The sequence below is a fragment of the Pantoea cypripedii genome (assembly GCF_011395035.1).
In the GTDB taxonomy this organism is placed as follows: domain Bacteria; phylum Pseudomonadota; class Gammaproteobacteria; order Enterobacterales; family Enterobacteriaceae; genus Pantoea; species Pantoea cypripedii_A.
The window spans coordinates 124,832-151,239 of the sequence record NZ_CP024769.1; the positions used below are offsets into that span (position 1 = coordinate 124,832).

General features: G+C 55.7%; 25 protein-coding genes. 13 read left to right on the top strand and 12 right to left on the bottom strand.

Features of this window, described 5'->3' with window-relative positions; genetic code table 11:
- Window positions 1-3 precede the first annotated feature (3 nt).
- The 3 genes from fhuB to CUN67_RS20990 are packed head-to-tail and all read right to left on the bottom strand — an operon-like array spanning window position 4 to window position 4,975.
- Window positions 4-1,986, bottom strand: a complete 1,983-nt coding sequence (gene fhuB, locus CUN67_RS20980; RefSeq protein WP_208717395.1) for a Fe(3+)-hydroxamate ABC transporter permease FhuB — start codon at window positions 1,984-1,986, stop codon at window positions 4-6.
- Window positions 1,983-2,852, bottom strand: coding sequence for an ABC transporter substrate-binding protein (locus CUN67_RS20985; RefSeq protein WP_208717396.1), 870 nt, complete (start codon window positions 2,850-2,852; stop codon window positions 1,983-1,985). The genes fhuB and CUN67_RS20985 overlap by 4 nt, the downstream gene beginning before the upstream one ends.
- Window positions 2,846-4,975, bottom strand: a complete 2,130-nt coding sequence (locus CUN67_RS20990) for a TonB-dependent siderophore receptor (protein WP_208717397.1) — start codon at window positions 4,973-4,975, stop codon at window positions 2,846-2,848. Before CUN67_RS20990 ends, CUN67_RS20985 begins: the two co-directional genes overlap by 7 nt.
- Window positions 4,976-5,133: 158 nt before the next feature.
- On the opposite strand from CUN67_RS20990, the gene CUN67_RS20995 reads away from it, so the two are divergent.
- Window positions 5,134-5,919, top strand: a complete 786-nt coding sequence (locus tag CUN67_RS20995; RefSeq protein WP_208717398.1) for an AraC family transcriptional regulator — start codon at window positions 5,134-5,136, stop codon at window positions 5,917-5,919.
- Between the two features lie 211 nt (window positions 5,920-6,130).
- Here CUN67_RS20995 and CUN67_RS21000 read toward each other — a convergent pair whose 3' ends face one another.
- Together CUN67_RS21000 and CUN67_RS21005 are read right to left on the bottom strand one after the other, a co-directional pair.
- Window positions 6,131-6,484 carry a hypothetical protein gene (locus CUN67_RS21000; RefSeq protein ID WP_208717399.1) on the bottom strand — a complete coding sequence of 118 codons (354 nt, stop codon included), beginning with the start codon at window positions 6,482-6,484 and terminating at the stop codon, window positions 6,131-6,133.
- Between the two features lie 6 nt (window positions 6,485-6,490).
- Window positions 6,491-8,146, bottom strand: coding sequence for an inositol phosphate phosphatase SopB (locus tag CUN67_RS21005; RefSeq protein ID WP_254711426.1), 1,656 nt, complete (start codon window positions 8,144-8,146; stop codon window positions 6,491-6,493).
- Between the two features lie 433 nt (window positions 8,147-8,579).
- Between CUN67_RS21005 and CUN67_RS21010 the strand changes: the two genes are divergently transcribed.
- From CUN67_RS21010 to CUN67_RS21035, 6 genes are all read left to right on the top strand, one after another.
- Complete coding sequence (locus tag CUN67_RS21010; RefSeq protein ID WP_208717400.1) at window positions 8,580-9,776, top strand: M20 metallopeptidase family protein; 1,197 nt, start codon at window positions 8,580-8,582, stop codon at window positions 9,774-9,776.
- Window positions 9,777-9,792: 16 nt separating this feature from the next.
- On the top strand, window positions 9,793-10,641 hold the full coding sequence (locus tag CUN67_RS21015) for a transporter substrate-binding domain-containing protein (protein WP_208717401.1): 849 nt from the start codon (window positions 9,793-9,795) through the stop codon (window positions 10,639-10,641).
- 12 nt (window positions 10,642-10,653) lie between these two features.
- On the top strand, window positions 10,654-11,373 hold the full coding sequence (locus tag CUN67_RS21020) for an ABC transporter permease (protein WP_208717402.1): 720 nt from the start codon (window positions 10,654-10,656) through the stop codon (window positions 11,371-11,373).
- 9 nt (window positions 11,374-11,382) lie between these two features.
- On the top strand, window positions 11,383-12,066 hold the full coding sequence (locus tag CUN67_RS21025; protein WP_208717403.1) for an ABC transporter permease: 684 nt from the start codon (window positions 11,383-11,385) through the stop codon (window positions 12,064-12,066).
- Window positions 12,066-12,842, top strand: a complete 777-nt coding sequence (locus CUN67_RS21030) for an ABC transporter ATP-binding protein (RefSeq protein ID WP_208717404.1) — start codon at window positions 12,066-12,068, stop codon at window positions 12,840-12,842. The genes CUN67_RS21025 and CUN67_RS21030 overlap by 1 nt, the downstream gene beginning before the upstream one ends.
- 283 nt (window positions 12,843-13,125) lie before the next feature.
- Window positions 13,126-13,515, top strand: a complete 390-nt coding sequence (locus tag CUN67_RS21035) for a response regulator transcription factor (protein ID WP_208717405.1) — start codon at window positions 13,126-13,128, stop codon at window positions 13,513-13,515.
- A 5-nt stretch (window positions 13,516-13,520) separates the two neighbouring features.
- Here CUN67_RS21035 and CUN67_RS21040 read toward each other — a convergent pair whose 3' ends face one another.
- The 3 genes from CUN67_RS21040 to CUN67_RS21050 form a co-directional block, all read right to left on the bottom strand.
- Window positions 13,521-14,300: a molybdate ABC transporter permease subunit gene (locus tag CUN67_RS21040; protein ID WP_208717406.1), complete on the bottom strand. Its 780-nt coding sequence runs from the start codon at window positions 14,298-14,300 to the stop codon at window positions 13,521-13,523.
- Window positions 14,297-15,223, bottom strand: coding sequence for an extracellular solute-binding protein (locus CUN67_RS21045; protein ID WP_208717407.1), 927 nt, complete (start codon window positions 15,221-15,223; stop codon window positions 14,297-14,299). The genes CUN67_RS21040 and CUN67_RS21045 overlap by 4 nt, the downstream gene beginning before the upstream one ends.
- Window positions 15,224-15,336: 113 nt before the next feature.
- Window positions 15,337-15,897, bottom strand: a complete 561-nt coding sequence (locus CUN67_RS21050) for a DsbA family protein (protein ID WP_208717408.1) — start codon at window positions 15,895-15,897, stop codon at window positions 15,337-15,339.
- A gap of 292 nt (window positions 15,898-16,189) precedes the next feature.
- Between CUN67_RS21050 and CUN67_RS21055 the strand changes: the two genes are divergently transcribed.
- Complete coding sequence (locus CUN67_RS21055) at window positions 16,190-16,459, top strand: hypothetical protein (RefSeq protein WP_208717844.1); 270 nt, start codon at window positions 16,190-16,192, stop codon at window positions 16,457-16,459.
- A 121-nt stretch (window positions 16,460-16,580) separates the two neighbouring features.
- Window positions 16,581-17,597, top strand: coding sequence for an NADPH-dependent aldehyde reductase Ahr (ahr, locus tag CUN67_RS21060; protein ID WP_208717409.1), 1,017 nt, complete (start codon window positions 16,581-16,583; stop codon window positions 17,595-17,597).
- Between the two features lie 93 nt (window positions 17,598-17,690).
- On the opposite strand, the gene CUN67_RS21065 is transcribed toward ahr, so the two are convergent.
- Together CUN67_RS21065 and CUN67_RS21070 are read right to left on the bottom strand one after the other, a co-directional pair.
- Complete coding sequence (locus CUN67_RS21065) at window positions 17,691-19,403, bottom strand: DUF2534 family protein (RefSeq protein WP_208717410.1); 1,713 nt, start codon at window positions 19,401-19,403, stop codon at window positions 17,691-17,693.
- 69 nt (window positions 19,404-19,472) lie between these two features.
- The gene (locus CUN67_RS21070) at window positions 19,473-19,871 is read right to left on the bottom strand and encodes a DUF2946 domain-containing protein (protein WP_208717411.1); all 399 of its coding nucleotides are present in this window, start codon (window positions 19,869-19,871) and stop codon (window positions 19,473-19,475) included.
- A 187-nt stretch (window positions 19,872-20,058) separates the two neighbouring features.
- Here CUN67_RS21070 and CUN67_RS21075 point away from each other — a divergent pair, with 187 nt between their 5' ends.
- Window positions 20,059-20,997: a D-2-hydroxyacid dehydrogenase gene (locus tag CUN67_RS21075; RefSeq protein WP_208717412.1), complete on the top strand. Its 939-nt coding sequence runs from the start codon at window positions 20,059-20,061 to the stop codon at window positions 20,995-20,997.
- A 32-nt stretch (window positions 20,998-21,029) separates the two neighbouring features.
- On the opposite strand, the gene glsB is transcribed toward CUN67_RS21075, so the two are convergent.
- Window positions 21,030-21,953, bottom strand: a complete 924-nt coding sequence (gene glsB / locus CUN67_RS21080; protein WP_208717413.1) for a glutaminase B — start codon at window positions 21,951-21,953, stop codon at window positions 21,030-21,032.
- Window positions 21,954-22,099: 146 nt separating this feature from the next.
- Between glsB and CUN67_RS21085 the strand changes: the two genes are divergently transcribed.
- Window positions 22,100-22,450 (top strand): cupin domain-containing protein, encoded by a 351-nt coding sequence (locus tag CUN67_RS21085; RefSeq protein WP_208717414.1) that lies wholly within the window; start codon window positions 22,100-22,102, stop codon window positions 22,448-22,450.
- A 20-nt stretch (window positions 22,451-22,470) separates the two neighbouring features.
- On the top strand, window positions 22,471-23,862 hold the full coding sequence (gene clcA, locus CUN67_RS21090) for a H(+)/Cl(-) exchange transporter ClcA (protein ID WP_208717415.1): 1,392 nt from the start codon (window positions 22,471-22,473) through the stop codon (window positions 23,860-23,862).
- Between the two features lie 100 nt (window positions 23,863-23,962).
- Here the strand turns inward: clcA and CUN67_RS21095 are convergent, their stop codons facing one another.
- The gene (locus CUN67_RS21095) at window positions 23,963-25,156 is read right to left on the bottom strand and encodes an L-talarate/galactarate dehydratase (protein ID WP_208717416.1); all 1,194 of its coding nucleotides are present in this window, start codon (window positions 25,154-25,156) and stop codon (window positions 23,963-23,965) included.
- Window positions 25,157-25,347: 191 nt separating this feature from the next.
- On the opposite strand from CUN67_RS21095, the gene CUN67_RS21100 reads away from it, so the two are divergent.
- Window positions 25,348-26,361 (top strand): LacI family DNA-binding transcriptional regulator, encoded by a 1,014-nt coding sequence (locus CUN67_RS21100; protein ID WP_208717417.1) that lies wholly within the window; start codon window positions 25,348-25,350, stop codon window positions 26,359-26,361.
- Window positions 26,362-26,408 lie beyond the last annotated feature (47 nt).

The following is a 26,408-nucleotide window of genomic DNA, read 5'->3' on the forward strand; positions in this document are numbered from 1 at the left end:
CTCCTATGAGTTTGTACTATGCAACGGACGCCACAGCAGTAGCGCCAGCCATGGGCCGCCGATCAACGTTGCCATCAGTCCGGCCGGAATTTGTCGTGGATAAAGTAAGTTGCTGCCTGCCCAGTCAGCCAGCATCATCAGCACCGCGGCAATCAGCACCGCCAGCATCAGTTGTCCGAGCGGACGACGTGCGCCCAGTTGCCGGGCCAGCTGGGGTCCCAGCAGACCGATAAATGACAATGGGCCGACGATCAGGGTCGCCACGCCCGTCATCGCTGCCGCCAGCACCATCAACAGCAGGCGCGCCCGTGTGACGTTCAGCCCCAGCGAGGGCGATACCGTATGCAGTGGTAACAGCAGCAATGCGCGGCGCAATAACGGGGTCAGCGCCAGCAACAGCAGCGCCAGTACCAGCGCAATTGCCGCCGTGCTGGCGTTGACGTAGTAGGTTGAACCGGTCATCAGTTGGCGCAACATCGCCGCCGCCAGCCCATTATTACTCATTACGATCGCCGCCACGGACTGGAACAGTGCGGTAATTGCCAGACCGCTTAACAACATGCGTTGTGGATTGAGGGCATAATGGCGCGCCTGCCACAGAGTGAGCGCCAGGGTCAGCAGAGCACCGCTGGCGCTACTGGCCAGCATCAATGCGACGCCACCGAGCGGCCAGAGCAACAGTTGTACCGTGATACCCAGTGAGGCACCTGCGCCAATACCCAGCAATTCCGGGCTGGCCATCGGATTACGGCTGACCCGCTGGATGATCACACCCGCAGCTGCCAATAATACGCCTGCCGATAATGCCGCCAGCAGACGTGGCAGACGGAATGGGAGCAGCGCCTGTAGTTCCGTGGCCGAGTTCCAGTGCCAGCCGTTAATACCGCGAGCGAAATCGAGCGACACCGCCAGCATCAGAAAAAACATCACCATCACCGGCAGCAGGATCATGCGATGGGTGGGGAAGGGAGACTGAGAAGGTTCACTGACGTCAGGTTGAAAGACATGACGCAGGCGGGGCAAAAACCACAGTAGCAGCGGTCCACCCGCCAGTGCCGTCATCATGCCAGTTGGCAGCAGCAGACCACCGATGCCGTTCAGACGACTGACGCCCTGGTCGGTCAGCCACAGCAACCCGGCAGCCAGCAACGGCGACCAAATCAGTTTCTGGCGCAGATGCTTTGCCCCCGCCAGCGTGGCGAGATGTGGGGCGGCGAGGCCAATAAAACCAATCACGCCGACCACACTGATCACCAGGCTGCTGATCACCAGCGCTGACAACAATGCAATGCCCCGCACCAGTCCGGCGGGCATGCCAATTGAATGCGTTACCCGCTGATCCAGCGCCAGCAACCGCAGTGGCCGCAGGATCAGCACCACTGGCAAGGCGGCGACAAGCACGCGCGGCAGTAGCCACCAGAGCTGGCTGGCATTCTGCTGGGTTAGCGTACCGCCGCCCCAGATAAATACCGCCGCCAGTGAACGGTCATAGATGATTGTCAGGAGCAGATTGACAGAGCCACAGTAGAGATTGACCAGCATGCCAGCCAGCGTCAGTGCCAGAGGCGTAAAGCCCTGGCGCAAACTCAGCAGAAACACCACCGCAAAGGCCAGCAGTGCACCGCTCAATGCGATCCATTCCCGCCCGGCCAGTAGCCACGCAGGGCCAGCCAGCGACGCGATTGACAGCGCCAGCGTGGCACCGGAAGCGATGCCCAGCGTCATTGGCTCTGCCAGTGGATTGCGCAGCGCCTGCTGCATCACCACGCCGGTAAAGCCCAGCGCCAGCCCGCACAGCAACGCCATTCCCTGACGCGGTAACCACATCTGGCTGAAGATCTGTTGCGTCAGGCTGGGCTGCGGCGCGCCTTGCAGTGCCTGCCAGATATCTGACCACGCCAGCTGTTGGCTGAGTTGTTGCAGGTTGAGGCACATCGCAAACGCGAACAGCAGGAAACAGAGCAGGGCCGGATGGCGCGTTATCATGCGTGAGCCTCCTGCAACGCGCTGACCAGCGTCTCAGCAAAACGTACCGCAGTGAGCACGCCACCCTCGGTCGATAAACCATCGGGCAACACCAGCAGGCGGTGACCGCCGCGCGTCAGGGTATGCCACAACGGGGAGTTGATGACCAGTGTCAGATCGACCTCCGGCCACGAGGGCAGCAGTACCAGCCAGCCGGGGGGCATTTGCGCCAGTTGTTCCAGCTCCAGCGTCGCCATGCCCTGTGGGCCGACGGCGAAGGGGGGATGATGATCCAGCCCCAGCAACCTCAGCATGTCGTTAAACAAACTTCCCGGACCGAGCGCCAGCACATGCAGGGTATCCAGCGGATGCAGCAGATAGATGGGCCGTGGCTGAAATTGTGCGGCTAGTTGCCGGGCCTGGTCGAGCCGTTGCAGCAGGGTTGCCATCACCTGGTCCGCCCGGAGGACATCTCCCGCCAGTTGTGCCATAGCATGCAAATTCTGCTGTGCCTGTTGCCAGGGATGAGGGCTATAAATCGCGAAGTAATGCAACGGCGCGATGCGTGACAGCTGCGCTTCGGCCATGCGGTGTGCGGGGGTGACCAGCAATTGAGTGGGATGCAGTTCAAACAGGGTTTCATAGTTAGGCTGAAACAGCAGGCCGACATCAGCCACCTGAGGTGGCAGTGGCGGCTGGCTGAATAAGCGACGATACCACTCTGGCGCAGCCACACCCACCGGCGTGACGCCGAGCAGCAGCGCCATTTCGGTCAGACCCCAGTCGAGGATCACCCAGCGAGGCTGGGCTGCCGCGCGCAACGGAAACGAAAAAAGGGCAGCGCTTGCCAGCGCGCCCTGTAGTAATTGCCGACGACTGATTACCACTGATAACTCACCGTGGCGATCAATTGCCGCCGCAGACCGAAGTGGCAACCGAGATCATTACAGTTGCTGATGTACTGTTTATCGGTGAGATTTTGCAGGTTCAGCGCCAGCTGCCAATCCTGCCAGCGGTAACGCATCATCGCGTCGTAAATCATCACCGCCGGTACTTTAAGGCTGTTATCGGTGGTGGCGTAGTTGGTGCCCACGTAGCGCCCACCGCCGCCGATAGTCACACCATCAAGCACGCCCGGTAAGGCGTATTCGGTCCACAGGCTGGCAGTCTGTCGTGCGATCGCCACCGGCTGTTTACCCTCGGTATCATCGTTAGCCGAGATCACTTTCGGGTTGGTGAGTGCGTAAGAGGCGTTAACCAGCCAGCGTGACGTGATGTTCGCTTTTGCTTCCAGCTCGAAGCCCTGAGAGCGGATCTCACCGGTTTGCACCGAATAGTTAGCATGCTCCGGGTCGGCGGTCAGGACATTGGTCTGACGCAGGTCGTAGAGTGCCGCGCTGAACAACGCGTTAAAGCCATTTGGCTGGTACTTCACGCCCACTTCGGACTGCTTGCCTTTGGTTGGCGTAAAGGGATTGCCCGCGTATGAGGTGCCGGACTGCGGCTGGAACGAGGTACCGTAGCTGATATATGGCGCAATACCGTTATCGAAGTGGTACATCAGACCGGCGCGACCGGTAGTGGCGTAGTCGTTCAGTTCAGTACGGGTATCGGTGACCCAGTTCTGAGCGCGGCTTTGCGCTTTGTCATAACGTCCACCCAGATTCAGGATCCAGTGGTTCCACTTCATGCTGTCCTGGAGGTAAAAACCCAGCTGGGTCATAAAGGAACGGCTGTGATAATCGATCGACGGGCTTGCAACCGGCGTACTGTAATCCGGGTTGAGGTAGCTGATATCAGACGCGGTACCGTAGCCGCTATTCTGACGTAAATCGTCGTGCACGTAGTCCATGCCCACCGTCACCGCATGGTTGACCGGGCCGGTATACAGATTGCCTTGCAGATTGGTATCGACATCAAAGGCATTGAAGGACTCGATCACGCGCATACTGTCACGGCTTACCGTCGCTGACCCGTCAACCACGGTATTGGTCGGATAGACCATCTGATAATCGCTGCTGGTGTGCAGATAACGCAGGTTCTGGTGCAGGCTCCAGCTATCATCGAACTTATGCATAAAGTCATAGCCGATGCTGGCCTGTTCGCGGCGATAGTAATCGAAGCCTGGCTGGCCGCCGTAGAAGTTGTCGGAGTAATTGCCCTGCGCGAGGTGGATTAAACTGCCTTCCAGCGGCATCTGGTTATAAAACCCGGCGTAAGGATCTTTACGGAACTGCCCAAGCAGCGTCAGGCGCGTGTCATCGTTGGGTTGCCAGGTGAGCGCCGGGGCGATGTCGTAATGCTTGTATTTGGTGTAATCAACCTGGGTGTCGTTACGTGACCAGGTGCCGGTAATACGGCCCAGCCAGTGTTCGTCATTGTCCAGCGCACCAGAGAGATCCAGCCCGGTTTCAAACAGGTTATGGCTACCGGTGCTGACAAAAATCTGGTGGATAGGTTCGGCGGTGGGGCGTTTGCTCACCAGGTTAACCACGCCCCCTGGGCTGGCTTGTCCAAAGGTGACCGAATCCGGGCCTTTGACCACTTCGACGCGATCCAGCAGGAAAGTATCGAAATTCGGACGCGACCAGTAAGTCACCGTAGGCAGACGCAGGCCATCCAGGAACTCATCGGCAGCGAAACCACGAATGTAGATATCATCGAAACGGTAATCTGCGCCACCCCCTTCTGAGCCGATGCCGCTGTTATAGCGCAACGCCTGGGCCACGTTCAGTGCCCCCTGGGAGGCCATCTGCGCCTGAGTGATCACCGAGATGCTTTGTGGCGTTTCGATTAACGGGCGGCTGCTTTTGGTGGCAGAATCCGCTTTTTTCGCCACCTGGTTCCAGCTGTCGGCATCGCCGCCATCGGTATCCACGTTATTGGCGGTGACGGTCAGCGTATTGTCATGCGAATTATTATTGTTATCTGCTGCCCATGCAGGTGTGCTGCTGAATAACACCAGCAGCAATGCGCTCAGTGGTGTGCGTTGAAAAGTGCGATGACGCAAGATTTTTATCCCCGATATAGTCCAACGGCCCTAAATAGTGATACAAATGATAATCATTACTATTTTATTTGATAGCGCCGCGCTGGCGGCTTCGCGTGATAGGTTTCTGAAATAACGCCAGGCAGACAGCAATCGGCAATCTGACAGGATTGGATGTGATGGTATTGAACAAACCACGGCTAACCGATGCCAGCCCGGCCTTACCGTTATTAACCACACGGGAAATGCATTATCACGCGGGACGTGAGGAGCGATGGCATGCCCATGAAGTGGCGCAGCTGGTGCTCTGTTTGCAGGGGGTGATGCGGGTGCAAACGCATAGCGCGTCATGGACATTAACGCCGGGCAGGGCGCTGTGGTTACCCGGCACCTTACCCCATGCGTTAACGGCGCTGAGCGATATTCGCAGCCTGAGCCTCTATCTCGAACCGGTGGTGGCGCGCGCCTTCTGGCCGGACGCGCGCAGCATGATGATTTCGCCACTGCTACAGGCGTTGATGCAAACGCTGGTGGAGATGGAACAGCAACCTGGTCCCGATCCACTGCGGGTGGAGCTGATAACACCGTTGCTGCTGGATGAAATCCGTCGTGCACCCGAGGGGCCGGTCTGCGTGCTGCCGCTACCTGCCGATCGTCGTCTGATGAACATCTGCCAGCAGTTGCTGCAAAGCCCGGCCAGCAGCGACACGCTGGAAGAGTGGGGCAATCGTGTCGGAGCCAGTTCGCGTACCCTGGCACGCCTGTTCCGCGATCAAACCGGTATCACTTTTACGCAATGGCGGCAGCAGTTGCGGTTGTCAGAAGCGCTGGTGCAACTGGCGCAGGGGCAACCGGTACTGCGCATTGCCAGCCAGCTTGGCTATCAAAGCCCCAGCGCCTTTATCTCGATGTTTCGTCGTTTGCTGGGCGATACGCCGCAACGATTTTTGCGGATTTCAGGGTGAAATCGCCAGCCGGTTAAGCATCAATGCCCGCGTGCGGTGGGTGATCGGGTGAGATCCTTTGTGGTTATTTCGCCCGTCACTCTTCCGTGATTCTCAGCACCAAAAATAGAAATTCCCACCGTTTTACAACAGCCACCTGTCATTCTTGCGCATCTTTATGACGCCACAGGATCCTATGCAGAACCTCTCAGCCGGGATGCGGTGGCTATGACTACATCGTGTCAGCAAAATTATTTTTACCTAAACTTCGTACCACGCTGATAAGTTGATGCAGTCCTGATTCTAATTCTGTGGCGGTGCTGGTTTCAGGGAGGCGGAGTATGGCCAGTAACGCTTTCTTGTCGGCATCTGCTGCCAGTACCACCGGGCTGGAATAATTGAGTTGCAGCACGTTGTGCAGAAAATTCACCTCGCTGGGTAAGGGGCCGACAGGACAACACATTTCCAGACTATTTTCTGACTCATGGAAATAAATCGTCAGTTCGTCATCAACGATTAAAATCGGATCGTCACCGTCTATTTCAAGTCCGAGCGCGTCATAAAGACTATAAATAATATTTGACATAATTTCTCAACTCTTAACCAGTGGTGACAGGCCTTGTGTATCGTTTAATATCTTGCTGTTGCCTATGCGATCATTAAATGACAGATTCATGCCGGGAAGTGGCAGGAATTTGATGACTTTATTACCCGCAACACCAGTGTTGTAAACCTGAATTTCGGCATTGCCGCCCTTTGCAAGCACTTCCTGAAACAATTCCTGGTCGCCTTTACTGTGAGGGCTACCCGGCTTACTTAATGGTTTTCCCTGGTGCTGGCTTATCACTTCTCTTTTGATTTCCGCGTCCATCATACCTGTTCTGTCTTTACCACTTTTACAGTTCCAGCACGGCACGGCACCTATTTCATAGGCCAGCATGGCGATACGCTGTGCTGCTTTGTAAGGTTCGCCACCATCATGATGATGGGATTTGTCAGTAAAAATCTTCCTGAGTTGCTGGCTAAGTTCCAGCAATTTTGGGCCATTAACGGGGTTGCTTTTCAGATAGTTACCGACCATGCCGCCAGGTTGAGCGCTGGCTCCCAGGTCTGGGCCCAGGAGTTGCTGCAGGGCCTGGGCATTATATTTGTCTGAGGCAGACCAGCCCAGATTGAACTTCAGTGCGACTTCGTTGACCCCCAGGTTAAATGCGACAACGTTCAGATTCACCTTGATCTGTTTTAATTCGCCTTGTTCATCCCTGACGGTAAGACTCAGCGGTGTTTGTTTGGTCAGTGATTGCCAGGCGTACATTTGGTCAGCGAGCATAGCATCCTCTTTTCCGATCGAACTTGCTGTAACCAGTGACGTGGAGACAAGGTCTAAAGAGACTTCCTGACCGGAGAGTGCTTTCGTCAACAAATGAGGTTTTGTATATAAGGCCGCGGTTATTACCTCCTGCGCCCGAGCTAACGCACCGGCCTGGCGAGCGGAATCACCCTTTTTCAATCCATATGGCGAGAGAATACCGTGACGGACGCCGCGGAATAACGTCTCAGGATGACCTTCCTTATCCGGAACCGTAATTTCTGACATCCATAAATTTGTGGCGTGTTGAGTATCAGTATTTGATGAGCTGCAAACACCTTTGTCCAGATAGGATGTTGGGAAAATATCCTTGCTGCCCAGTTTCATTTTTCCAGCGGGAGTCAATGTGCTGAGGTAATTAAGGCCGCCATGTTCAATGGTCGTGTTTATTTTCTCCCAGTTAATGTTATTCCTTTTTTTTATTGCAGCCTGTTTGAATTCCTGTTTAATGATTTTTTTGACGTCCTTTAAGGGAAAGCGATGTTTATTGCTGAATGCACTGGAAATATGGTCGATGAGTTTTCCATGCAATTTTTCAGCGGAGTTCATTTGCTCTTTTGTGGCCATATGAATGTCTGACTCTGTCGCTTTTAACAGCCCCGGCAACGATCGCAACCTGTTTGTATCGAGTTTCAATTTCTCCATGACACATTCCGCGGTGTGGAGAAGATCGGTCTGGAAGGCCAGCAGCGCATTGACCGAACGGGGTGGTGTGGAAATATTGCCCCCCGTTTCTGAGCGGACCGGGCAAGCGAGGTAGGGATTGGGTGCATGACTACTGGTGAACGGCAACTTATCCTGCATGGCAGAATGGGGTGGTACTTGTTCAGAGCACACATCATGGTTTCTGAGTTCTGCGTGCGATCGTACAACCTGCATCACATTAATCTCCTGATAATAAGACAAAATTTACCGTGCGAATGTGGTGACATGTGGCACTGAATAAACTCAGTCTACTCAATCAGGTGAATGACTTTTTTTAAAAACAACCTTTTCTTATAGTTTTAGTACAACCGACTGACATCAGCGCTTGCAACGAAGTCGCTTAAAAATCCAGCAACTATTCGTTCAGTAACAAAATCAGAAATACTGATGATCCGCCGTCGATTATGAATGTTATGACTGGTTCATTTCCTGCTTATGGATTTTTATCCTGTTTTCGCAGGGGATTAGCAAAATATCATGAAAATTCAGCAAGTAACCCACAAGAAAGCGCGTTGCATTCTGCCAGGGGCTGTGAATAAATACAGAGACTTTCTTCATAAAAATGCCATATAGGCCGGGCGCAAGCCTGAAAAAGACCATCGTAACCATGACAGACCATCAAGCCAGTTTGGCCAGGGAAATCAGCGCCAAAAGCGAAAGCCTGGAAGCCCATCTCATCAATATCCGTCGTGATATTCACGCTCATCCTGAACTGGGTTTCGATACCCACCGCACCGCGAAAATCGTTGTGCAGGAGTTGTTAGCCCTCGGCCTGACGCCGAAAACTGGTGTCGGGAAAACCGGTGTGATGCTGGACATCGTCGGTGCTCACCCGGGCAAAACCTTGTTATTGCGCGCCGATATGGATGCGCTGCCGATTCACGAGCAAACCGGTTTGCCGTTCAGCAGCAACTATCCGGGCAAAATGCACGCCTGCGGCCATGATATTCATACCGCGACCCTGCTGGGTGTGGCGGCCATCCTGCCGCATTATCGTGACCAGCTGCACGGCACGGTACGCCTGATTTTTCAGCCAGCGGAAGAGACGCCGGAGAGTGGTGCGGAAGCGATGATCGCCGACGGTGCAGCGGAGGGTGTCGATCTGGCAATCACGTTGCATAACAAGCCGGAACTGGCGGCCGGTGAAATCGGCCTGACGCGTGGGGCCAGCACCGCCTCCAGCGATGAGTTTGATTTGGTGGTGCACGGCACCTCAACCCATGCGGCGCGCCCGCATATGGGCACCGACCCGATCATTGCGGCGGTGCATCTGATCACCCAGCTGCAAACTATCGTTTCCCGTGAACTCGATCCGGCTAATTCGGCGGTGCTCACCGTCGGTCATATCCACGGTGGTACCACCCACAACATCATTCCGGATAGCTGTCTGATTCAGGGCACGGTGCGGGCGAAGTCCCCGGCGGCGCGTGCGCATATCGAGACGGCGTTTAAACGTATTTGCTCGGGTGTGGCGCTGGCGCTGAATACGCGTATCGAGGTCAATTATCAGCGCGGTGTGCCGCCACTGATGAATGATGACGCGTTGATTGACCAACTGGAAACCATCCTGTCGCATCAGTTTGGTAAAGCGATTATCGCCAAACCCAGTGCCAGCTTCGGCGCTGAGGATTTCTCGCTGTTTACTGAACGCGCACCGGGCTGCCAGATTCATATCGGTTCCGGCGCGCCAGGGCGCGACGATCACCTGCACAACTCGGATTATCAACCCGATGAACGCAGTATCCATGCAGGCACTCAGGCATTAGCCCGTTTAGCCATCGATTTACTCTCCAACAATCAATAACGAACCTTGAGGTTTTATGATGATGCGTAAAGGGCTTTTCACCGCTTCTGTTGGCATGCTGCTGCTTGCCACTTCTGCTCTGGTCCAGGCGAAAGATTTTGGCACCCTGAAATTTGCCACCGAAGCGGCTTATCCTCCGTTCAACCAATCCACGCCGAGCGGCAAAATTGTCGGGTACGAGCCGGATATGGTGGCGGAACTGGCAAAACGCGTGGGCTTTAAATACGAGCTGGTGGCACAGAAATGGTCAGGCATGATCCCCGGCCTGGTGGATGGAAAATATGATGCGGTGGTCGATGCGGTGACCGTGACGCCGAAGCGTGAAGAAGTGGTGGATTTCACCCATCAGTACACCGTTAGCGTTTCTGGCTTTGTCACCCTGAAAGGCAGTGCGCTGGATACCCTGCCAGGTAACAACGAAGTGGTGCAGGCCGGTGATGACGCGGGTATGACCAAAGCCATCGATGCGCTGAAAGCGAAGTTCAAAGGCAAAACCATCGCGGTGCAGGTTGCCACCATCCAGGCTGACTTCCTCAACAAATATCTGTCTGATGTTGCCACCATCCGTACTTATCAGGGTGGCCCGGAAACCTTCGCTGACCTGCTGAACGGTCGCGTTGATGCGGTGATGGCGTCACGTACCAACCTCAACGCCTATGTGAAAAAACATGCGGATACCGTGAACAGCACCGGCTATGGTTTCGTTGGCGGTGTGCTGGGTCAGGGTTCAGCCATTGCGCTGCGTAAAAACAATCCAGAGCTGAAAGCTGCGCTGGATGCGGCCCTGGTTTCCATGATCAAAGACGGCACGCTGAAACAGCTTTCAATTAAATGGTTCGGCGAGAACGTCGCACCTGCGGAATAATGCCTGACGCTTATGACTATCGACTGGCAACTGTTAGGATTCGGTGATGAAGGGTGGGGCGGCGTGTTGCTTAATGCCGCTACCGTCACCGTGACCGTTTCTCTCTGCGCCTGGCTGCTGGGCGCAATTCTTGGCAGCCTGTTGTGCTGGATGCAGATTGGTGGCTCGCGCTGGCAGCAAAAGCTGGCGGGTGGCTATATCACGCTGTTTCGCGGTGTGCCGGAACTGTTGGTGATCTACCTGTTTTACTTTGGTGGCCGCCAGGTGGTGGGCTTCTTTGGTGCGCTGCTGGATTTACCTGGGCCGTTCGATGTGAACGGCTTTGTCGCTGGCGCTATTGCCATTGGCCTGATCTCGGGCGCGTATCAAAGCGGCGTGTTCCGTGGGGCTTACCATGCCATTCCGAAAGGGACGCTGGAAGCCGCGACTGTCACGGGCATGGGGCGTTTGATGTTATTTCGCCGCATGATTGTGCCGCAGGCGCTGAAAACTGCGCTACCCGGCATGGGTAACCAGTGGCAATCGGTGATTAAGGAATCGGCCCTGGTCTCAGTGACTGGCCTGGTCGAAACCATGAACCAGATTTCTACGGCCTCCAACTCAACGCAAATGCCGTTCTTCTTCTACAGCGTGGGTGCGGTGATTTATCTCATCATCACGACCTGTTCCGATTTTGTTTTCCGCTATGTGGAAAAAGTGGCCATGCGCGGACAACAACGCGCCCGGTTGTAAGGAGGCCCGATGGATTTTTCCTTTTTGCAGCACACGCTGGTAGCGCTGCTGCGCGGATTACCGCTGACGCTGAATCTTGCCATCCTGTCGCTATTGGGCGGCGGGGTGCTGGCGTTACTGTTGAATTTGCTGCGACAAACTCGCGTGGGCAGCTATGTCGCGCGTTTTTACGTCTGGCTGTTTCGCGGTACGCCGTTGCTGATTCAGATTTTCATGATCTATTACGGACTCGGCAGCTTACCGGCGGTGCGGGAAAGTCTCTTCTGGCCGCTGCTGCGTGATCCATATTGGTGTGGTCTGATCGCCCTTGTTCTCAATGATGCGGCTTATACCTCCGAAATTCTGCGCGGTGGCCTCAACGCGGTGAGCGTGCAATCGCTGGAAGCGGCGAGGGTATGCGGCATGTCGCGCTTTACCATGCTACGTCGTATCACGCTGCCGATTGCTGTGCGTCAGGCGCTGCCTGCTTACAGCAATGAAATCATCTCGATGATTAAATCAACGTCGCTGGTCAGCACCATCAGCTTGATGGAAATGACCGGGATTGCCGATTCGATTGTGTCCGAAACCTTCCGCGCGCTGGAAGTATTTATCAGCGCGGCGATTATCTACCTGCTGCTGACCGTGCTGGTGAGCAAAGGTGTGGCGCTACTGGAGCGCCGTTTGTCCCCTTACTACGCTGGAGCACGTTAATGAGCAAACCGACTATCGCCCTGAGCCATCTCAGAAAAAGTTACGGTGGCCATGAAGTGCTGCACGACATCAGCCTGACGGCGCAGGATGGCGATGTGATCTCGCTGATTGGTGCCAGTGGTTCAGGCAAAAGTACCCTGTTGCGCTGCATCCCCTTTCTCGAAATTCCACAGGGGGGAGAGATCGCGGTGGGTGACGAAGTGGTGACTATCGATAATCCGCACGAAAAACTGAATCGCGAGCAGCGTAACCGCATCAAGCTGATGCGTATGCAGCTGGGTTTTGTGTTCCAGAGCTTCAATCTGTGGCCGCATAAAACCGTGTTGCAGAACATCATCGAAGCACCGGTGCATGTGCAGAAACGCAGCCATAAAGAGGCGCTGGAAGAGGCCGAAGCGCTGCTGCATAAAGTCGGTCTGTATGAAAAACGCCATGTGTGGCCGTCACAGCTTTCCGGGGGGCAGCAGCAACGTGTGGCGATTGCCCGCGCGCTGGCACAGCAGCCGAAGGCGATTCTGTTCGACGAGCCTACCTCGGCGCTGGATCCGGAGCTGGTGGGGGAAGTGTTGCGCGTCATCCGTGGGCTGGCGGAGGAAGGGCGTACCATGATTATCGTAACCCACGAGATGGGTTTTGCCCGCGACGTTTCCAATAAAGCGGTGTTTTTACATCAGGGTAAAATCGAGGAGTCCGGTTCACCACAGCAGGTGTTCAGCGACCCGATTTCGCCCCGTTGTAAAGCCTTTGTCAGCAGCCATTTGCAACGCAACAGCTAACCTTCCCCGGATTTGAATGTAAGTAGATTTTACATGATGTCTTAAAAATGCCTGATTCCGCACCGGTGTGGTGTTAAAAAGCAAGACCACGCCAGTGCTGGAGTCAGACAATTATTCTCCCGAGGTGCCTGACGTTCGCAGTATCTGCTGTCTTTTTACCTGGTGCTATTCTCGCAAATCCCTGACGGAATGCGGCTTCACGGCTGATTTTCGCCGGTGGAGATGTGGCCGTACCCAGACTATTATCAGCGCTCTCATCACGTTTCAGCTGCGGGATAAATTGATGATTGCGACGGTCTGGTTAGTGGAAGATGACGTATCAGTGCGCGAATCCCTTGGGTTCCTGTTGAAAGCGTTGGACTATCAGGTGGTGGATTTTGTTGATCTTACCGATTTTGAGGACGCGACAGCGGGTGCCAGGCCATTACGGGGTTGTCTGCTGCTGGATGTGCCACTGCCGGACATCAACGGACAAAACTGGCTGGAGGAACACACCCAACGCCACCCGTTATTACCGGTGATTATTATGGCCGACCATGACACACCGGAAGCCTATCGCCACGATGCTTTTGCTTTTTTCATCAAACCGCTGGATATGGAACCCTTGCTGGCAAGTATTAAACAAGCGGTGGAGGAGAGTGCGCGGCGCGTTGAGCGCTGGCACTCAGGGTGACGATGTTATACCAGTGCGACTTTCCCCTGTTGCAGACGTCGCGAGGTGACAAAGCACAGCAGCGGTACCGGTAAAGTAAACAGCAACAACAGCCATAGCAACACGTACACGGCATCGACACCGTCATTTTGCAGGTTGTTGTACAGCTGAACGGGCATTCCCTGGGGGAAGTAAGCAAAGATCATCACGATACCGAATTCGCCCATGGCACGAACCCATGCCAGAGCAGTGGCCGATGCCAGACCCGGAGCGGCCAGCGGCACGGACAGGCGCCAGAAACGCTGCCACGGCGGCGCACCGAGAGTGCGACCGGCTTCGAGAATTTCTTTTGGCACGCCAGCGAAGGCGGAACGCGCGGCGGTGATAAAGTAAGGCAACGCGCCATACCATTGCGCCAGCACAAAGGCTGCCGGGTTATTCACCAGCGTCATGCCGAATCGCCCCAGCAGTTCACCAGGGACACTGTATGGCCCATAGGCGCTCACCAGCAAAATCCCCATCGCCAGCGGTGGCGTAAGTAGCGGGATCAATACCAGCAGCTCTACGATCAGGCGCGCTTTACCCCGCGCCTGTGATAGCCACCAGGCCACCGGTAATCCGCTGATAAAAATCAGCACCAGCGCCACCGCCCCGAGAGCGAGCGAGGTGGCGATGGCGTGGCTATCGCCCCATGCCAGCCGCAGATGTTGCCAGTGCGTCACACCAATCAGCGTGACGAACGGGACAGCCAGCAGCAGCAGGGCAGGGAGTGAGAGCCACAACGCGGTGGACTGGCGTTTCCTCATGGCTGGTACAGCACGCCACCTTTCGGTGCTGCATAGCCGTTCTGTTTCAACAGCGCCTGGCCCGGCTGGCTCAGCATAAAGTCAACAAAGGCTTTACCGGCAGCGGTGCCGTTTGGTGCATTTTTCAGTACGGCGGCGTAGTACACCATCGGTTGAGTATGCAGGGTTTTTTCCTCACCTTTGCTGTCTTTCACCTGGAAGCTGACCGTGTCATACCACTGTTTCGCCTGATCCGGATTGCTCAGATTGATTTCATCCGGCAGCGCGATATAAGGCAGATGGGCGGAGATCACTTCACTTTCGTAACCGGCCGCCGCATCAACCTGGCCACTTTCCAGGCGTGCCAGCAGGCCACCTTCCAGATGGGTTTGCGCCGGGTTCTGCACTCCACCCATGATTTTTTCGGCGATACCCGGCTGGTGGTAATACTTCTCAGCCAGCAGCAGGGTAAAGACGATGTTCTGGCCTTTCGGATCGTTAATCGGATCGGTACGACCAAATTTCAGACCCGGCGTCGCCAGCACTTTCAGCCAGCTGGCATCGCTGCCTTTGGCCTGAGCAAACTGCTGCGCGTATTTCCCTTTCGGGCTATAGGCGATCACCATGCTGGTACTGGCGACGGGCACTGCGGTATCGATCAGTCCGGCATCTTTCAGGATCTGCATCGGCCCTGGGGTGATGGAAACAAATACATCGGCAGTGATTTTCTTACTCGCCAGCAGGCGAGCCATGCCGTAAGCCCCCTGGCCCTGACCCTGGTAGTTACCGTTATTTTCTTTAGCAAACGCTGGACCTAATGCCTGGTCCATGACTTTGCCCATCGAACCGGCATAGGTCACACGGATGTCGGTCTTTGCCAGGGCATTGAGACTGAGACTCGCGCCTGCGGTAAGCAGTAACGCGCTAAGCAGTTTATGTTGCATTCCATTTCTCGCTATATAATTAGGTAAATAACGATTAACAGGATAAGCATAACGAGGCAAGGAGTAAACTATTGCTAAATATAGCGAAAGGCCCGACGACGCGGGCCTTGGGATCAGGCAAGAATCCGTTTTGCCCAGGATTCGATCTCATCACCACTGCCAATATCCGCCTGCACCAGCCCATTGACCATAAAGGTGGGTGACACGTGGATACCGTTCTGGCGTGAATATTTGCAATGCCATTTGATTTCGTTCTGCAATTCAGCGCGGTCAAAAGGCTCGCGTGCATTGACACCGCTGTATTGCTCCAGACGATCGAGGATCTGGTTCGGCGTAGCGTCCATATTGGGGCCGCGGGCGTGATCGGTGAACTCGAACTCTTCGCGGTGATCGGCCACCGCTTTCAACACCGCTTTGGCGGCGGCTTTGCCTGCCGGCAGGGTGGAGGCGGCAAGAATGTAGCGCACAATCAGGCCGGAATACATATGCCATGGTTGTGATTGCAAACGGATTTTCAGCGTCATCTTCTCTTCGCCGACCAGGTTTAATAACGCATCAAACTTATTAAATGCGCGCACCGAGAACGGGCAAGTGGGTTCGAGAAACACTTCAAACACCTTCGGGCCATGGCCCCAGACCAGTGGATCGGCATGCAATGCGGTTGACTGACTCATCGTGACTCCCTGTGTAGAGAAAAAGTTTTTCTACTTTGACAAAGCGTTGCGGCGACGACCAGCACAAGCTAAGGCTTTTTTGTTACAAAGCCATTCTCTGGTGTCATAATTCGTGCCAGATAAAAATCAGTTTGCAGATCCGCGAGCTACGAAATTGTCAGGCGCTATGCCCTTTGCCAGCCAAATAACCAACTATAGTTATCCTACATTTTCGATGTTTCAGGCGCTGCGACCGCCGCGCCTTTTTTTATTCATTTGCCCGGAGCTGAGAGAGATAAAAAAGAGGTTAATCGTGCTTGCCGAAATTTCCTGGAAAATCATCCATCAGGTTATCAATCAAACGATTGCGGAGATGGTGGATGAGCAGCAGACGCTGGATGTGTTGACCCTGCGTGGGCGGTTAAGGGAAATGGCCGAAAACGAGAGCGATGAAGAGATGGTGCTATGTTACTGGCAGGCGATGAAAGTGTTGACGCACTTGCCGCCAACGGTGACAGCCAGTCAATTGATTGAGGCGGCGCGCAATGCCTTCCGCAGCCCGATCAATCATGACCCGTTTTAACTTTGCATGCTTTTCTGCTGCACCGCAGCAGGTGCTGACGTAATCGTATGATTATTCGGCATAATAATGGGGCGTGATTTGATAGACTCCTGTCATCAGAGACCAACCACTGAGGACAGCGATGAAAATTACGAGCTATGCCGCCATGCAGGCGGGTGAGGCGCTGGTGCCTTACGAATACGAAGCCGGTCCACTGGCTGATGAAGATGTGCAGGTAGCGGTGGATTACTGCGGCGTTTGCCACTCTGATCTGTCGATGATCGATAATGAATGGGGCGGTTCAACGTATCCGCTGATTGCCGGTCACGAGGTGATTGGGCGTGTGGTGGCGCTGGGGGAAGCCGCGCAGAATAAAGGACTGAGCCTCGGACAGCGTGTCGGTATCGGCTGGACAGCTAAAAGCTGCCAGCATTGTGACGCCTGTATTACGGGCGACCAGGTCAACTGCGAAAATGGCAAGGTCTCCACCATTAATAACCACGGTGGTTTTGCCAGCCATCTGCGCGCTAACTGGCAATGGGTGATCCCGCTACCAGAATCGCTGGATATCGCCACCGCCGGTCCTTTGCTGTGCGGCGGCATCACGGTGTTCAAACCGTTGCTGATGAACAACATCACTGCGACCAGCCGCGTCGGGGTGATTGGTATCGGTGGCCTCGGCCATATGGCGATCAAACTGTTGCGCGCCATGGGAGCGGAAGTGACGGCATTCAGTTCGTCTGCCGGTAAAACCGAGTCGATTCTGGCGATGGGTGCTGACCGCGTGGTCAACAGCCGCGATCCCGAAGCGCTGAATGCGCTGGCGGGGCAGTTTGATTTGATTATCAGCACCGTGGCGGTTGATCTCGACTGGAAACCTTATTACCAGGCACTGGCGCGTCAGGGCAAGTTCCACACCGTCGGTGCGGTAATGAAGCCGTTTGAGGTTCCGGCATTTAGCCTTATTGTTGGCGACCGCGCGGTTACCGGTTCTTCCACCGGTTCTCCGGGCCAGCTGCGTGCATTGCTGAAACTGGCCGCGCGCGTTGATATCGCGCCGACCGTGGAAGAATTCCCGATGTCGCAAGTGAATGACGCGCTCGATCATGTCCGTGCCGGTAAAGCGCACTATCGCGTGGTGCTGAAGGCGGATTTCTGACAGGAGAGGCGCGATAAATCGCGCCTCTCAGGCACTGACTTGAAGCGGCGCGATTTATCGCGCTGTTTTTATCACGCCGCTACGGCACAGGCGTTACCCCTGCGCATCATCCTTCTCGCCGAGGAACCAATACCACAGCGGAATCGACATCAACGCGGTAAACACCGTGGTATAGAGCGCGATCATAAAGCCCTGCGTCAGATACATGGTCAGTGACCAGCTGCTGAACGGGATGCCATATTGATCAATCACCCCGCCAATAATCGCATTGCTCATCACCGAGCCGACAATCAATGCCAGCACACACAGCCCATACAGGAAGTGGCGCATCTCTTTGCGCTTAACGGCGAATCGGGCGCGAATAATGCCAAGCGGAGATTGCTGGGCTGCCAGCAGCGCCTGCTCGTCAACCGGTGCGCGTTGCTGACGACGGAAACGCAGCATATCGACCAGCAAAAACGTCAGCAGACTCACACCCATCACCGGCAACGCATAACCCAGCGCCAGTGCCAGGAGTAAACAGGCTCCTTTGGCATAGTGTGGTAACGCCAGCCAGGCTGATGTCAGGGTTTGGGTCGGACTGGCTTCCGCCTGCTGTGGACGACGCAACCACCACATGCGATAACCCAGCACAATCATGGTGCATAAACCCAGACCGAAGGCCGCCAGCAGCAACTGATTCGCCAGGCCAAACAACACGCCCATGTGCGCATCCACCCCCCAGCGTGTCAGCTTCGCCACCAGCGGGAAACGATCGAAATACACATGATCGACGATGGTGAAATCCTGCGGATTCACGGCAACCGCATCCACCTGGGTAGGCCAGCTGCGATCGATTTCGCTTACCGTCCATGCCTTATCGGCATTCTTTGGCTGGCGTAACTCGACTTTGGCCGCCGAAATCCCCGCGGCTCGCGCTGCGTGCAACGCGCGATCCCAGTCACCATCGGCAACATTCACCGGGCCATGTTGTACCGGCATCGCCATCGTCGACATATCCATGCCCGGCATACTTTGATGGTCGGCATGGGGGTCGGCAGCCATCGCAGGTTCATCATGGTTGAGCGCGGTGTTGACCTGCGGTGTCAGCCAGTTCAGTTCGGTGCGCCAGCGATCAATATTGCCACCCGCCCATTGCGACCAGGTTAGCCCGGTGACGGAGAAAAACAGTAAGCCCAGCAGCAGCGTCAGGCCAAGGGTGATATGCCAGTGTCGGCTCAAGGCAAAACCTGCGCGTGGTGTTTTTGCCTTGCGGCGTGGACGCGTCCCCAGCCACAGCAGTACACCGCCGAGCGCCGCCACCCACAGCCAGGATGCCGCCAGCTCGCTGTAGTTGCGGCCAAAATCACCCAGCAGCAGGCTGCTATGCAGCAGGTCGATGGTCATACGCAGCGGCAACACGCCGCTGGTGCCATACACCGTCATATCGCCCTTCACCTGTAAGCTGTAGGGATCAATAAATACCGAACGTGACTGCGAAGCACCAAGGCTGGGATCGCTGAACTGCACACGCGTGGTATCGGTGGCACCCGGTGCCGGGCGGACGGCGTAGATACGTTGTTTATCGCCAGCATACGCACGGGCGGCGGCGATTTGTGCCGACAAGGGTTGTGCGTGGTCGCCAGGCTGAACACGTAACGCGTCTTTATACAGCACGTTTTCCAGCTGGGGCGTCAGCACATACAGCGTGCCGCTCAGCGCAGCGATAAAGATAAAAGGGGCGACAAACAGGCCAATGTAAAAATGTAAGCGGCGTAGCAAATTAAGCACCGCGCCGCGCGGTGCTACAGAGTGAACAGCAGACAAAGCCGTCTTCCTTGCGATAAAAGAATGCTCAAGCGTCACCCAACGGGATGCGCTACCGATCGAATCATGTCAGCAGGAGAGAAGGGCAGGCGGCGCGCGCGGTCGATGGGTCGTGATTTGACGACGGATCACCGGTGCGATGACGCAGGGCAGCGGTGGGGCACGGGAAATGACCAGCATCAGCCAGATGAAGGGGATAAACACCCACATCATCAATGGCACATGTACCAGCAGATCACAGTAGCCACAGGCAAATTCGCCGTCGTCCATCATATGATGGTCCATGCCCGGCATCATCATATCCGGCATGGCTTCGTGATGCATGGGCATATCGGCTATCATGCTTTGCATGTGGTTCTGCCGTTCCAGCAACGTTTTCGACACCACCGGCGCAACAAACAGCAATAACACCGCCACGATGGCGATGCAGGCAGTCAGGCGCTGGCGAATTGCAGACGAAAACATCATGGCACAAACGGGGGTTACTGATTAAATTGGGCGGAAGTGTAACGCGATTACCTGGGATGGGTTAAAAAAACTGAGGGCATTTAAGAAATAATTCGCATCTTTTGAAAAAAATCACGTAACACCCAGCTTTTGTTAACCTTAATGCAACCTGGCAAGATCAATAGAGAAACATTAAAGCGGAGAAGCAATGAAGATTGTCACCCTTGACGGCGATACCCTGCCACGCGCGCCACAGCGTCCCCAATGGTGTACCGACTGGCAATATCGCGCCACCACCTCGCTGGCGGAGCTGGTCCATGTGCTGCATGATGCGGAGATTGTGATCACCAACAAGGTGCCGTTGCGCGCTGATACGCTCCGTCAGCTGCCCGCTTTGCGTTACATCTGCGTGGCGGCCACAGGTTATGACTGCATTGATCTGGCGGCCTGTCGCGAGCGTGGCATTGTTGTCAGCAACGTACCGGGCTACTCCACGCGTAGCGTGGCGGAATGGGTGATGGCGGCATTATTTGCCCTGCGGCGTCATCTGGTGGACTACGTCAACAGCACGCGTAGCACCTGGCCAGCCTCGTCGCATTTTTGCGTCCATCGTCAGCCGATTCAGGACATCTATGGCGCGACGCTGGGGGTCATCGGGAAAGGCGATATTGGCCGCGCAGTCGGAGAGATGGCTCAGGCGCTCGGGATGAAGGTGCTGTATGCCGACCGTAAAGGCAGCACTGTCTTGCGCGAGGGGTATGTGCCGTTTGAGCAGGTACTGGCGCAAAGCGATGTGCTGACGCTGCATTGCCCGCTGACGCCAGAAACCAGGCAGCTGATCAATTTATCCGCGCTGGCGCAGATGAAGCCTTCCGCCCTGCTGATTAACACTGCGCGTGGCGGTCTGATCAACGAAACCGAGCTGGCCCACGCCCTGCGTCAGGGGGTGATTGCCGGGGCGGCGCTGGATGTGCTGACCAGTGAACCGCCTGCTGCCAATCATCCGCTATTACAGGCTGATGTGCCCAACCTGATGCTGACGCCGCATATCGCCTGGGCCAGCCAGCAGGGGGTTACCAACCTGCTGCGCGGTATTGAGAGCAATCTCGCCGGATTCTGGCAGGGCACGGCGCAGAATGTTGTGTAGCGGCGCGATTTATCGCGCTTTGATGTGACAAACTAAAAAATCGATCGTCCCAGCCGTTCCGTCAGCATTTCCAGCATCACCGTACCGGCCAGTGAGTTGCCCGAGCTATCCAGCGCGGGCGACCACACCGCGATACTCATTTCTCCCGGGATGACAGCGATGATGCCGCCGCCAACGCCGGATTTTGCTGGCATTCCCACACGCCAGGCGAACTCGCCCGCACCATCGTACATGCCGCTGGTCATCATCAGCGCGTTCACCTGCCGTGCATGACGCGGTGAAATCACCGTAATTTCATCGCCGAGGCTGCGTCCCTGATTCGCCAGGTAGAAGAACGTGCGAGCCAGTTCGGTGCAACTCATTGCCATCGCGCAGTAGTGAAAATAGGTTTCCATCACTTTGCTGACATCGTTGTGGAAATTGCCAAAGGACTTCATCAGCCAGGCAATTGCGGCGTTGCGTGCCGAATGTTCGTATTCGGAGCGCGCCACTACCCGGTCATAATTGATGCCATTGCGCTGCGCCAGATGACGCACAATCTCCAGCATGCGCTGACGCGGTGCCGTCAGTCGGCTTTCCAGCAGGTCACACATCACCAGCGCCCCGGCGTTGATAAACGGATTGCGCGGTTTGCCCTGTTCCAGCTCCAGTTGCAGCAGCGAATTAAACGCCTGGCCGGATGGCTCTTTGCCGACGCGCTGCCAAATATCCGGTTCGTCATATAACGTCAGCGCCAGGGTCAGTGACAACACTTTCGAGATCGACTGAATGGAAAAACGGGTATCGGCATCCCCAGCCTGATAACAGGTACCGTCGGCGACATAAATTGCGATGCCTGCCTGATCGGGTGACACCCCCGCCAGCGCGGGAATATAGTCCGCCACTTTTCCCTGCCGGGCCAGCGGGCGAACCTGTTCAATAATCTCTTCCAGCAATGCGTTACTGAGTTCAGTCACTTTTATGCTCCGTGCATAGCCATTCTGACCGGGGATGATCGGGACTTGCAGCCTGAGCGTCAATCAGTGACACAAAAAACTGTGAGCAATCAGGGTGAAGCCTGCGTTACAGTGCATTGATTATGCACCGATGATGAGACATCACCATGTTAACCAATCTGTTGCAGGCCTTCCCTGCAGCGGCCCAGGCAGGCAGTTCTGAAACCTTCGAGCAACTTCTGCAACGTCCCAACCTGCGTATCGAGCGTATTGTTTCGACCGGTCAGGCCAGCCCGCCGGATTTCTGGTATTGCCAGACGCAGGGTGAATGGGTGTTGATCGTGCAGGGGGAGGCCGGTTTGCAGCTGGAGGGGGAAGCCGAACGGCAACTGCGCCCGGGTGACTTTGTTGATATCCCTGCTGGCTGCCGTCATCGGGTGAACTGGACGGCGGCAGATCAGCCAACGGTGTGGCTGGCGATTCACTACGGTGAGTTGCCCGATGTAGAAGAACAATAAATTTAAACATAGAGGATGGCATGTCTGTTACACAAGATTCTGCGCAGCCGGAAACGGTGATGCGCGCGGGGCGTTTTCTATTGCTGCAACGCCTGATGCGGCGCGATAAAACGCCAGTGGCGCTGCTGTTACTGGCGGCGCTGGTTGGCATTTTAACTGGCCTGGTGGCTGTCGCCTTTGATAAGGCGGTGAACTTTATTTTCCATTCACGGGTGAACTGGCTGGCTGATCAGGCGAGCAACCCGGTTCTGAATGTGCTGTGTGCTTTCTTTGCGGCCGCACTGCTCGGGGCGCTGGGGTACTGGCTGGTGCGACGCTTTGCGCCTGAAGCGGGGGGATCGGGCATTCCGGAAATTGAAGGTGCGCTGGAGGAACTCAGACCGGTGCGCTGGTGGCGTGTATTGCCGGTGAAGTTTATCGGTGGGATGGGCGCACTCGGTTCGGGCATGGTGCTGGGGCGTGAAGGTCCGACAGTGCAGATTGGTGGCAATATTGGGCGTATGTGTACCGATATGTTCCGGGTGCGTTCGTCAGAAGCGCGTCATACCTTGCTGGCAACCGGTGCGGCGGCCGGGCTTTCAGCCGCGTTCAACGCGCCGCTGGCGGGGATTCTGTTTATCATCGAGGAAATGCGCCCACAGTTCCGTTACAGCCTGATTTCTATCAAAGCGGTGTTCGTCGGTGTGATTATGTCGAGCATCGTGTTCCGCCTGTTTAATGGCAATGAAGCGATTATCAATATCGGACAATTAAAAGATGCACCGACAGCCACCTTATGGCTGTATCTGCTGCTCGGCATCCTGTTTGGCGGCTGTGGCGTGGCATTTAATCGTCTGATTTTCTGGACGCAGGATCAGTTCCAGCGGTTGCATCACGGGCGTACTGCGCCCTGGGTGCTGTGGGGCAGCCTGCTGGCAGGTATTTGTGGCGTGCTGGGTTGGGTGCTGCCGGAAGCCATCAGTGGCGGCATCACGTTGATCCCGGATTTCTCTGCCGGACATTTCACCGCCCTGGGATTATTTGCTCTGTTCGCGTTACGTGTGGTGATCACCATCTGCTGCTTTGCCTCAGGTGCACCTGGCGGGATTTTTGCGCCGATGCTGACGCTGGGCACTCTGCTCGGTACCTGTTTTGGTCAGCTTTGCATACATTGGTTTCCGGGTTATCAGCTGGAAGCGGCGACGTTTGCCGTCGCCGGGATGGGGGCGCTGTTTGCCGCTTCGGTGCGTGCACCGCTGACTGGCATCGTGTTGGTCCTGGAGATGACCAATAACTATCAGCTGATCCTGCCGATGATCATCACCTGTCTCGGGGCCACGCTGGCGGCGCAATTCTTTGGTGGCAATCCGCTGTATTCGTCATTGCTGGCGCGCACCCTGGCGAAAGCCCAGCGCCGCGAAAATGCGCCGTAGCGGCGCAATTTATTGCGCGGGGTTTTGCAGCATCAAGCTGTTCATTGCACGATAAATCGTGCCGCTACCAATTTATGCAATGGGCCGTCGCCGCTGACTTTTACGGCCGTTTACCCACGCTGTGGGTAAGCCGGGTCCATTTACGCGCTTGCTCGCTCAGGCTGAAGCCGAGGCCGTGGCGGTCAGAAATCAGCATGCGCCCATCACGCAGCTCCAGCTGTTCATTGAACAGCGGATTGAGCCACTCAAAATGTTCCAGCCAGGGTTCAATCGGGTAGGTTGCTGCCAGATGGATATGAATTTCCATGGCGAAATGTGGGGCCAGCTTGCGTCCATGGCGTGCTGCCAAATCCATAATCTTCAGAAACGGCGTGATACCGCCGACGCGTGGCGCATCGGGCTGGACGAAGTCGCTGGCGTTGCCAAGGATCAGTTGTTCATGTTCACGGAAGCTGGTGAGCATCTCGCCGGTGGCAATCGGGGTATCCAGCGCGGCGGTCAGGGCCGCGTGCCCCTCAACATCGTAAGCATCAAGGGGTTCCTCAATCCACACCAGATTGAATTGTTCCATTTTTCGGCCCATGCGAATGGCCGTTTCGCGATCCCATTGCTGGTTAGCATCGACCATCAGCGGGAAATCATCACCCAGCGTCTGACGTACCGCCGCCAGGCGACGCAGATCTTCTTTGGTATCAGGCTGACCGACTTTTATTTTGATGCCGCCAATGCCGTTCTCGCGTGAAATGGCGACATTCTTCAGCACCTGATCGAGCGGGGTATGCAGGAAGCCGCCCGAGGTGTTGTAGCACTGCACCGAATCGCGATGCGCCCCAAGCAGTTTTGCCAGTGGCAGGCGCGCGCGCCGGGCTTTCATATCCCACAGCGCAATGTCGAAGGGTGAAATAGCTTGTACGGCCATGCCGCTGCGTCCGACCGATGCGCCTGCCCACAGCAGTTTGGTGTAGATTTTGTCGATATCGTTAGGATCTTCTCCGAGTAACGCATCGGCGATTTCACAGGCGTGAGCATAAATACCCTGACCCCCAGCGCGTTTGGAATAGCTGAAACCGATACCTTCAAAACCATCACGTGTGGCGATTTCCGCCACAATAATCGCCACTTCGGTCAGTGGCTTCTGGCGTCCGGTCAACACTTTGGCATCGCTCACTGGCGTCGCCAGCGGCAGAAAAGCCAGCGATAAATTGACCCAGACGATACGGTCGCCACTTTCGGCAGCAGTGGCGGCACCCTGCGCTTTGGCATAAGTCACTGCGGAGGAATTAACACCTGACATGCGAGTCTCCTGTTAAAATGATTGCGCTAACATTTTTGTTTCGTAGGGACTATGCGCCAGGATGTTCGGTCGTTAATGTTCGATTGATCACATTTCCGATATTATGATGGATAAAATGATAGCCCTAACATTTACCGGGGAACTTCGTTTTACGTTATGCTATCCGCTGGTTTTCTCCAGGCTAAGTGGCAATGAAACAACGTAATCTGGCGCGCAAAGGTGCGCCCACGCTGGAAGATGTGGCCCGGGTTGCCGGTATTTCACCGATGACAGTTAGCCGTGCGCTCAATTCGCCCCAGCAGGTTCGGCCCGCGACGGTTGAGAAGGTGCTGGCTGCCGTGCAGGCGACCGGCTATATCCCGAACGCGCAGGCGGGTAGCCTCGCCACGAATCGTAGCCGCTTGATTGCTGTGGTGGTGCCGCAAATCAACAACAACATGTTTGTTGATACCATCCAGAGTCTCAATGACACCCTCAGCGCACAGGGTTATCACATGCTGCTGTGCGTGACCGGCTATGAGGCCGAGACTGAGGCGGAAACGGTTGCCACATTGCTGTCGCGACGACCCGATGGTGTGGTGCTGACCGGTATCCATCACAGTAGCCAGCTGAAGAAGGTTTTGTTGCAGGCCGATGTGCCGGTGGTGGAGATTTGGGACATGACACCGACCCCCATTGATATGCTGGTCGGCTTTTCTCACGAAAAAGTCGGCGCATGCGTGGCGTCATATCTGGCGCAGCGGGGTTATCAACGCCCTGCGTTGATCTGGACTGACGATCAGCGTGCATTACAGCGTAAGCAGGGCTTGCTGGAGGCATTGAAAGCGCAGGGTATCACCCCGCTTGCCGATGCACCGGTAGCACTCCCTGCGCTGATGACACGTGGACGTGAAGCCTGTGCTGAGGTGCTGGACACCCAACCCACGGCGGATGTGCTGGTGTGCAGTTCCGATACCCTGGCGCAGGGTGCGCTGATGGAAGCGCAGGCGCGCGGCCTGGCGGTTCCCCGTCAGCTGGCGGTGATTGGTTTTGGCGATCTCGATTTTGCCGCCGCTAATTTTCCTGCGATTTCCACGGTGCGTATCGATCGTCAGGCCATGGGCCAGCTGGCTGCACAGCAACTGCTGACCCGGTTGCAAGGCGAAACGGTGATCACGCCGATTATCGATATGGGTTTTACCATGATTTCCCGTGGTTCGGGTTAAGGCGCGTGATCCTCATCACTGGTGAAAAATATTTTCCATGTTATAAA